The organism is Herbiconiux oxytropis (genome assembly GCF_024979315.1).
In the GTDB taxonomy this organism is placed as follows: Bacteria; Actinomycetota; Actinomycetes; order Actinomycetales; family Microbacteriaceae; genus Herbiconiux; species Herbiconiux oxytropis.
Map to the genome: position 1 here is coordinate 47,623 of NZ_JANLCK010000017.1, position 8,663 is coordinate 56,285.

4 protein-coding genes are annotated in these 8,663 nt (G+C 69.9%); all 4 read left to right on the forward strand.

All coding sequences use genetic code 11. The features are described from left to right. Positions 1-24 precede the first annotated feature (24 nt). Positions 25-942 (forward strand): carbohydrate ABC transporter permease, encoded by a 918-nt coding sequence (locus tag N1028_RS18910; RefSeq protein ID WP_259531076.1) that lies wholly within the window; start codon positions 25-27, stop codon positions 940-942. Then, on the forward strand, positions 939-1,862 hold the full coding sequence (locus tag N1028_RS18915; RefSeq protein WP_259531078.1) for a carbohydrate ABC transporter permease: 924 nt from the start codon (positions 939-941) through the stop codon (positions 1,860-1,862). The genes N1028_RS18910 and N1028_RS18915 overlap by 4 nt, the downstream gene beginning before the upstream one ends. A gap of 2 nt (positions 1,863-1,864) precedes the next feature. Beyond that, positions 1,865-3,826, forward strand: coding sequence for a glycoside hydrolase family 127 protein (locus N1028_RS18920; protein ID WP_259531079.1), 1,962 nt, complete (start codon positions 1,865-1,867; stop codon positions 3,824-3,826). A gap of 58 nt (positions 3,827-3,884) precedes the next feature. Further along, positions 3,885-8,663: Ig-like domain-containing protein (locus N1028_RS18925; protein ID WP_259531080.1), on the forward strand; the 4,779-nt coding region annotated here is incomplete at its 3' end.

Sequence of the window (8,663 nt, forward strand, 5' to 3'; positions counted from 1 at the left end):
CCTCCTTCGACCGAAAGGCGCTCCATGTCGAGCAATGCCCTCAAGACCAGGACCTCACCGGTCCGCCGACGGATGACGCAGCAGCGTGCCGAAGGCTGGCGGGGCTGGCTGTTCGCCTCGCCCACCGCGCTCATCGTGGTCGTGCTGTTCATCGTGCCGCTCGTGCTCGTGTTCCAGATGTCGGCCTCGGACTGGCCGCTGCTCGGCGGCAACCAGGGCGTCAACGTGCCCGAGAACTTCGTCGACGCGGTGAACAACCGCTTCTTCTGGAACGCCGTGGGGTTCACCCTGCTCTACACGGTCGTCACGACCGTCATCCTGCTCGTGCTGGCCCTCGGCCTCGCCCTGCTGGTGCAGGAGTCGACGAGGTGGAAGGGGTTCCTCCGCACGGCGATCCTCATCCCGAGCGCCCTCGGCCTCGCCTCGGCCTCGCTGCTGTTCTACGTGCTCTACTCGCCCATCGCGGGCCCTTTCTCCGACCTCATGGCCGACTGGGGCTTCACCTTCCTCGGCACTCCCGAGGGTGCGCTCTGGTCGACGGTGTTCCTCATCGTCTGGCGCTACGCCGGCTTCTACATGCTGCTGATGATGGTGGGGCTCCAGGCCATCCCCGAGGAGGTCTACGAGGCCGCCAGGATCGACGGCGCCAGCCGGTGGCAGACCTTCCGCTCGGTCACCATCCCGCTGCTGAAGCCCACGCTCGCGATGACGATGGTGCTCTGCATCACGGGCTCGCTGCTCGCGTTCGAGCAGTTCTACATCCTCACCAAGGGCGGGCCGGACAACAGCACCATCACGGTCGTGCAGCTGATCTACAGCGTGGCCTTCCAGGGCCCGAACAACCTCGGCGTGGCCGCCGCCCTCTCGGTGATCGTGCTCGTCGCGCTCGTCGTGATCAACATCTTCCAGATCCGCGTGTTCAACGACAAGGAGCCGACATGAGCACGATCACCCGACCGGCCCCGGCGGAGCCCGCCTCGGAGCCCGCGGCCGAGACCGTCGCCCAGCGCCCGGCCCCGCCTCGACGGCGCCGTCGCAGCCGGCTCGGCGTCGCGGCCGCCCGCACCCCGTTCTGGGTGCTCACCGGCGGGCTCGCCATCGTCTTCCTCTACCCTCTGATCTGGGCCGGGGTCTCCTCGTTCGCCCCCCTCGCGGGAACCAACCAGACCGACGGCTGGGGCTTCGGCAACTACATCACCCTCGCCAACTACCAGGCCGGCATCTGGACCTACATCGGCAACTCGCTCTTCGTGTCGATCCTGACCGTGACGCTCACGCTCGTCACGAGTCTCCTCGGCGGCTACGCCTTCGCACGCTTCCGGTTCCCCGGCAAGAACATCCTGTTCCTGGCCACGCTGGCCATCCTGATGGTGCCCTACGCATCGCTGCTCATCCCGATGTACGTGCTGCTGAACGTGGTGGGGCTCTCGAACTCCCTCGTGGGCGTGGCGCTCGTGCTCACGATGCTCCAGCTGCCGTTCTCGACCTTCCTCATGCGGGTCTCGTTCGAGGCCGTGCCCAAGGAGCTCGACGAGGCGGCGATGGTCGACGGCTGCTCGCGCTTCAGTGCGCTCTGGCGGGTGCTGATCCCGGCGGTCAAGCCCGGCCTCATCACCGTGGGGCTGTTCGCCTTCCTCGCCTCGTGGAACGACTTCCTCGCCCCCCTGATCCTCATCAACGACTCCGACAAGATGACGCTCCCGCTCGCGATCTCGAACCTCCGCGGCCAGGTGCAGGGCGTCGTCGACTACGGGGCCACCGAAGCGGGAGTCGTGGTGCTGGCGCTGCCGTGCATCCTCCTGTTCCTCGTCCTCCAACGCCACTACGTGCGCGGATTCCTCTCCGGCGCCTTCAAAGGATGATCATGACCCTCACCGACCACTCGGGCCGCACGTCGGCCCCGCACGACCGACGCCTCATCGTGGCGCCCGTCGTGCCCACCGAATCGGCGCTCGTGCCCCTCGGCGTGGGAGAGCTCCGCCTGCAGGGCGGCTTCTGGGCCGACCTGCAGCGGGTCAACGCCGCCGGCACCATCCCGCACATCGAGCACTGGCTCGAGCGCGAGGGCTGGCTCGGCAACTTCGACCGCGCCGCCGCAGGCACCCTGCCCGAAGGCCGCCGGGGGCGCGAGTTCAGCGACTCCGAGGTCTACAAATACCTCGAGGCGGTGGCCTGGGAGCTCGGCCGTCGCCCCGACGAGGCGCTCGAGGCCCGCTTCCGCGCCGTCGTCGACCGCATCGCCGCCGCCCAGGAACCCGACGGCTACCTCAACACCCGCTTCGGCCGCCCCGGCCAGGAGCCGCGCTGGTCGCAGCTCGAGTGGGGCCACGAGCTCTACTGCGCCGGGCACCTCTTCCAGGCCGCCGTGGCGCGCGAGCGCTCGCAGCCCGGTGCCGACGACGGGCTGCTGGAGATCGCGGTGCGGATGGCCGATCTCGTCTGCGACACCTTCGGAGACGACGGCATCCGCTCGGTCTGCGGCCACGCCGAGGTCGAGACGGCGCTCGTGGAGCTCGCCCGCGTCACGGGGGAGCACCGCTACCTCGAGCAGGCGCGCCTGTTCGTGGAGCGCCGCGGCCACGGTGTGCTCGAGGACATCGAGTGGGGCCGCTCCTACTTCCAGGACGACATCCCGATCCGTGAGGCCGAGGTGATGCGCGGGCACGCCGTGCGCGCCAACTACCTCGCCAGCGGCGCCGCCGACGTGGCGAGCGAGCAGGGCGACGCCGAGCTGCAGTCGGTGCTGCGCCGGCAATGGCAGAACACGATCGCCCGCCGCACCTACGTGACAGGGGGCCAGGGCTCGCACCACCAGGACGAGGGCTTCGGAGAGGACTTCGAGCTGCCGTCGGACCGCGCCTACTCCGAGACCTGCGCGGGCATCGCGTCGATCCAGTTCTCCTGGCGTCTGCTCCTCGCGGAGCCGGATGCGGCGTACGCCGATCTGATCGAGCGCACCCTCTACAACGTGGTCGCGACCTCGCCCTCACCCGACGGGCGCGCGTTCTACTACGCCAACACCCTGCACCAGCGGGTGCCGGGGGCCGCGGCCGATCCGGATGAGGCGTCGCCGCGCGCCTCCGCGTCGCTCCGGGCCCCCTGGTTCGACGTGTCGTGCTGCCCGCCCAACGTCGCCCGCACCCTCGCCAGCCTCGAGAGCTACTTCGCCACCCGGAGCGACAGCGGCGTGCAGTTGCACCAGTACGCCCCCGCCTCACTCCGCACTCGCCTGGCGAACGGCGAGGAGGTCGCGCTCTCGGTGCAGACCGCCTTCCCTGCGGAGGGCACGATCACCGTGGTGATCGACTCCGACGCCGAGAAGGAGTGGACCCTCGGGCTGCGGGTGCCCTCCTGGGCCGACGAGGCCCTGCTCACCGTCGTGCCGGCCGACGGCGGCGCCACCGAGGTGCGCACGGTGCGCCCCGGATCCACCGGGGTGACCCGGGCGTTCCGGCGCGGGGACACCGTCACGCTCGAGCTCCCGGTCGCGCCCCGGTTCCTGCACCCCGACCCCCGGATCGACGGCATCCGCGGCTCCCTCGCCGTGAGCCGCGGCGCCGAGGTGTTCGCGCTCGAGTCGGTCGACCTGCCCGAAGGGATCGCCGACGTCGCCGACGTCGTGCTCGATCCCAGCTCCTCGCCCTCCGAGGAGGGAGGCGAGGTGTTCGTGACGGTGCGCCGGCGCACCGTCGACGACGCGGCCTTCCCCTACACGACGGAGTCCGGTGCCCGCACCGATGAACCGTTCCGCGTGCGCCTCGTGCGCTACCACGACTGGGCCGAGCGCGGCCCGTCGACGATGCGGATCTGGCTCCCGACCCTCTGATCAGCCCTTTCCACTTTTCACGCACACACACCGGACACTCGACGAGGAGATCATCCGCATGACACCCCCACGCCATCGCCCGAAGGCGGTGCTCGGCAAGACGGCCGCCGGCATCGTCACGGCAGCACTGCTCACGGCAGGGCTCGCCTCCCCGGCGTTCGCCGCCCCGAACGCCGATCTCGGCTATCCCGTCTTCACCGGATCGGACACCCCGGTGCCCGCGACCGGTGTGGAGTACGACACCCGGAGCGAACTCGGCGCGATCTTCGACGCCGACGTCGCCGCCGGGGCGGGTTCCTCGCCCGACAACGACTTCTGGTTCGACGAGATGCTCGCCCGCACCGGCACCGCCGGCAGCTTCGGCGACGACAACCAGTGGCTGTTCTCCCGCGGCAAAGCCGTCTTCATGAAGGCCCACGACCCGGCGGTGCTGGGCTTCGGCGGAGACGTGGCCTACTGGGAGTCGATCAGCGGCCGCGGCGCCTACGCCATCACACTCACCGTCGACGGTGCGCCCGTGACGCTCACGGAGGTGCAGGCGGAGCGCAAGCAGACCCCCAGCTACTGGCGCAGCACCTTCACGACCTCGGACGCCGAGCTCACTCTCGTGCAGACGAAGTACATCACCGACGGCAACGTGGCGGTCACGAATGTCGAGCTGCGCTCGGCCGGAGGCGCGAAGAGCGTGGGCGTGAGCGCGAGCTCGCCCTACGCCACGACCGCGGAGGGCGACGAGCTCACCGGCGTCACGAAGGCGCTCAACAACGTCACCACCGTCTACCCGAGGTTCTCCGGCGACGGCATGACCCCGGCCGACGGCGCCCTCGCCGGCACGGTCGAGGTCCCCGCCGGTGGCAGTGCCACCACCAAGGTGCAGCTCGGTTTCGTCACGCCCGAGATCGCGAGCTCGCGCACCGAGTACGACGCCTACCGCGCCGCCGAGCCCGGTGCCGCCTACACGACCCACGTGACCGACTACAACCGGTGGTGGGCCGACAACGTGCCCTACCTCGACACCCCCGAGGACAACATCGACAAGTCGCTCTACTACCGCTGGTGGCTGATGCGCTTCAACTTCCTCGACGCCGACGCCCCCGGCAACACGTTCCAGTTCCCCACCGCGGTGGAGGGCGTGCTCGGCTACAACAACGCGATCGTGCTCACCTCGGGCATGTTCATCGACGACCTCAAGTACTTCCGCGACCCCGCCTACTCCTACGGCACCTGGGTGTCGGCGGGCGAGGCGGCCAAGAGCTACAAGTACGTCGACAACCCGGGCGACCCCGCCAACTGGAGCAACAGCTACACGCAGTACATCTCGGATGCGGCCTGGCGCTCCTACCAGCTGCACGGCGGGCCGACCCCCATCGCCGAGAGCCTCGGCACCTACGCCGCGAACGACGTCGAGGGTCTCATCGACGCCTACGACACCGACGACAGCGGCCTGATCGACTACAACTGGGGCGCGATGACGGGCAACGACGCTGACGCCGTCTCGTTCGACGTGCGCCCGGGTGCCTCGATGGACCGCGCAGAGAACGCCTACCTCTACGCCAACGCCCTCGCGGGCGCCTCGGCCTTCGACGCCGCGGGCGAGACCGCGAAGGCCGACGAGATGCGGGCCTTCGCGGCAGACATCAAGGCGAAGGTGCTCGATCTGCTCTGGGACGACGAGGACAACCTCTTCAAGCACCGCTTCACGAGCGACGGCGAGCTGGTGAAGTGGAAGGAGACCAACAACTACTACCCGTTCTCGGTCGGGCTCGTGCCGAAGCCGGGCGACGCCGACTACACCGACGACTACGTCGATGCGCTTCGACTGTTCGGCGACGACGACCAGTATCCGATCTTCCCGTTCTTCACGGCGAACCAGGCCGACAAGGCCGAGGCGGCGGCGGAGGGCTCACCGGGCAGCAACAACTTCTCGGTGATCAACTCGACCGTGCTGTTCCGCCTGTACTCCGCGGCGCTCCGCGAATACGACACGGATGCCATCACCGCCGAGTCCTACAAGAAGCTCCTCTACTGGAACGCGTGGGCGCACTACCAGAACGGCGGCGACAACCGCCTGCCCGACCAGAACGAGTTCTGGGCCGACGGCTCGGCCGACCCCGCGAAGATCGGCTACCGGTCGTGGATCCACCACACCATCCTCGGAGCCACGAACTTCACGATGATCGAGGACACCATGGGCCTGAGGTCCAGGGACGACGCGATGATCGAGCTCGACCCGATCGACATCGGCTGGGATCACTTCACGGCCAACAACATCCGGTTCCGCGACCACGACCTCACCATCACCTGGGACAAGCCGGGCGGTGAGCGCCACTACGGCGAATCGGTGCCCGAGGGCTACTCCGTCTTCCTCGACGGCACGCTCGCCTTCACCGTCGACTCGCTGGCCCACGTGGTCTACGACCCGGCCACCGGCACCGTGACCTCCGACGACGGCGCCGAGGTGCTGAGCTCCGCCGCCGCGACGGTCAAGCAGGCCAACGAGGTGCAGTTCGACTCGGCCGACCGCGTGACCGACGTCTTCGCGAAGGCCGGCCGCAACATCGATTCCGCGAGCGCGTCGTCGGCGAACATCGCCGAGGGCGCCACGGCGACCGCGACCTTCGAGGCCGACGGACGGCCGGCCTCGGCCGCCGTGAACGGCACCACCATCAACGAGCCCTTCTGGGGCACGGCGGGCTCACCGAACGCGAAGGACTCGCTCACGGTCGATCTCGGCTCGGCCCAGGCGATCGACGACGTGCGGGTGTACTTCTACCAGAGCTCGAGCACGGCGACGGTCGCCGGCTACACCGAGCCGCAGGACTACCAGGTGGAGTACCTCGACGGCGACGAGTGGAAGCGCGTGCCCGACCAGGCGCGCAGCCCGCTCTACCCGCAGGCCAACTACAACCGCATCCAGTTCCCCGAGATCACGACCTCGCAGCTGCGCGTCACGGTCTCGCACGCTCCCGGACTCAAGACGGGCATCAAGGAGGTCGAGGCCTTCGCCACCGGCATCGCCGCCCCGGCCGCCGGCAACAGCGCCCCCTTCGTCGACGCCTACGTCGATCAGACCGGTGCGGTGCCCGGCCAGGTGAATCTGGCCGGAGTGGTGAAGGACGACGGGCTGCCCGGCGACTCGCTCAGCTCCACCTGGAGCGTCGTGAGCGCCCCCGAGGGCGGCACCGCCGTGTTCGCCGACGCCTCGGCCGCGTCGACCACCGCGCAGTTCACGGTGGAGGGGGAGTACGTGCTGCGGCTCGCCGCCTCGGACGGCGAGCTCGACTCGTCGAAGGAACTGACCGTGCAGGGCGGGCTCCCGGAGGGCGGCGTGAACGTGGCCCCCGGTGCCACGCCCAGCGCCTCCTACACCGCCGGCTGGAACAGCATCGCCTCGGTCAACGACGGCGTCTCGGTGTTCTCCGGCGGCGCATCGAACACCACCTGGGCGACCTGGTCGGGCAATCGCCCTGCCCGTCAGTGGCTGCAGTACGACTGGGCGGAGCCCCAGCGCCTCGACAAGGTGGAGCTGTCGTTCTGGCGCGACCAGAACGGTGACGACATCGGCGACGGCGTGGCCATCCCGAAGAGCTGGAAGCTCGAGGCCTGGGACGGCTCGGCCTGGGTCGAGGTCGGCAACCCCTCCGGCTACGGCCGCGAGGGCGACTCGCCCAACGTCGTGACCTTCGACCAGGTCACCACCACGAAGCTCCGCGCCACGTTCGAGGCGTCGACCAACGGCAGCACGTTCGCCGCCGTGGGCGTGAGCGAGTTCGCCGCATTCGTCGAGGCCCCGGTCTCGGTCGATCCGGTGGCCGTGCGCACCGCCGTAGGAAGCGTGCCGACTCTGCCGGAGACCGTCACCGGCGTCTACGCCGACGGCTCCCGTGCCGAGCTCGCCGTGGCCTGGCCGGCCATCGACCCGGCCCAGGTGGCCGCCGAGGGCAGCTTCACCGTCACCGGTGTTGCCACCGGCGCCTCCCTCCCGGCGCTCGCCACCGTCTGGGTGCGGGCCACTCCTCCCGGTCAGATCAACACGGTCGACCCCGTGACCGTCTCCACCCCGGCCGGCCGCGCGCCGAGCCTTCCGGGCACGGTGACCGTGCAGTACAATGACGGATCGCGCCAGAGCGGCATCGCCGTCGAGTGGGCAGCCATCGACCCCGCCGCCTACGCCGCTCCCGGCACCTTCACGGTGCAGGGCACGGTCGCCGGCTCGCCGCAGCAGGCCGTCGCCACCGTCACGGTGACGGGCGGTGCAGAAGCCACGGCTCCGGCCGTTCCGGCTGCTCCGACGGCCACCGTCGACGGGCCGACGGCGACGGTGGCGTGGAGCGCTCCCGACGACGGCGGTTCGGCGATCACCTCCTACACGGTCACGATCCACGACGCCCTCGATGCCGCGGTGCGGACCATCGAGGTCACCGAGGGGCTCGGCGCGTCGATGAGCGCGGCCGTCGAGGGCCTGACTCCGGGCGAGTACACGGCGACGGTCACGGCGACCAACGCCGTGGGCACCTCGGCGGCCTCGCCGGCATCGGCACCGTTCACGATCGCCGGCACCGAGCCGGAGCCGACCGCGGTCGACCGGATCGCGGGTGCTGACCGGTACGAGGTCGCGGTCAACACCTCCAAGGCGGGCTTCCCTGACGGGTCGTCGACTGTGTATGTCGCGTCGGGTGCTGTGTTCCCGGATGCGCTGTCCGCGGCTCCTGCTGCGACGGTCGCGGGTGCACCGATCCTGCTGACCACGACCGCCGACCTGCCTGCAGGGGTGGCGGCCGAGATCAAGCGGCTCGGTGCTTCGAAGATCGTGATCGTCGGTGGCACCGCCACCGTC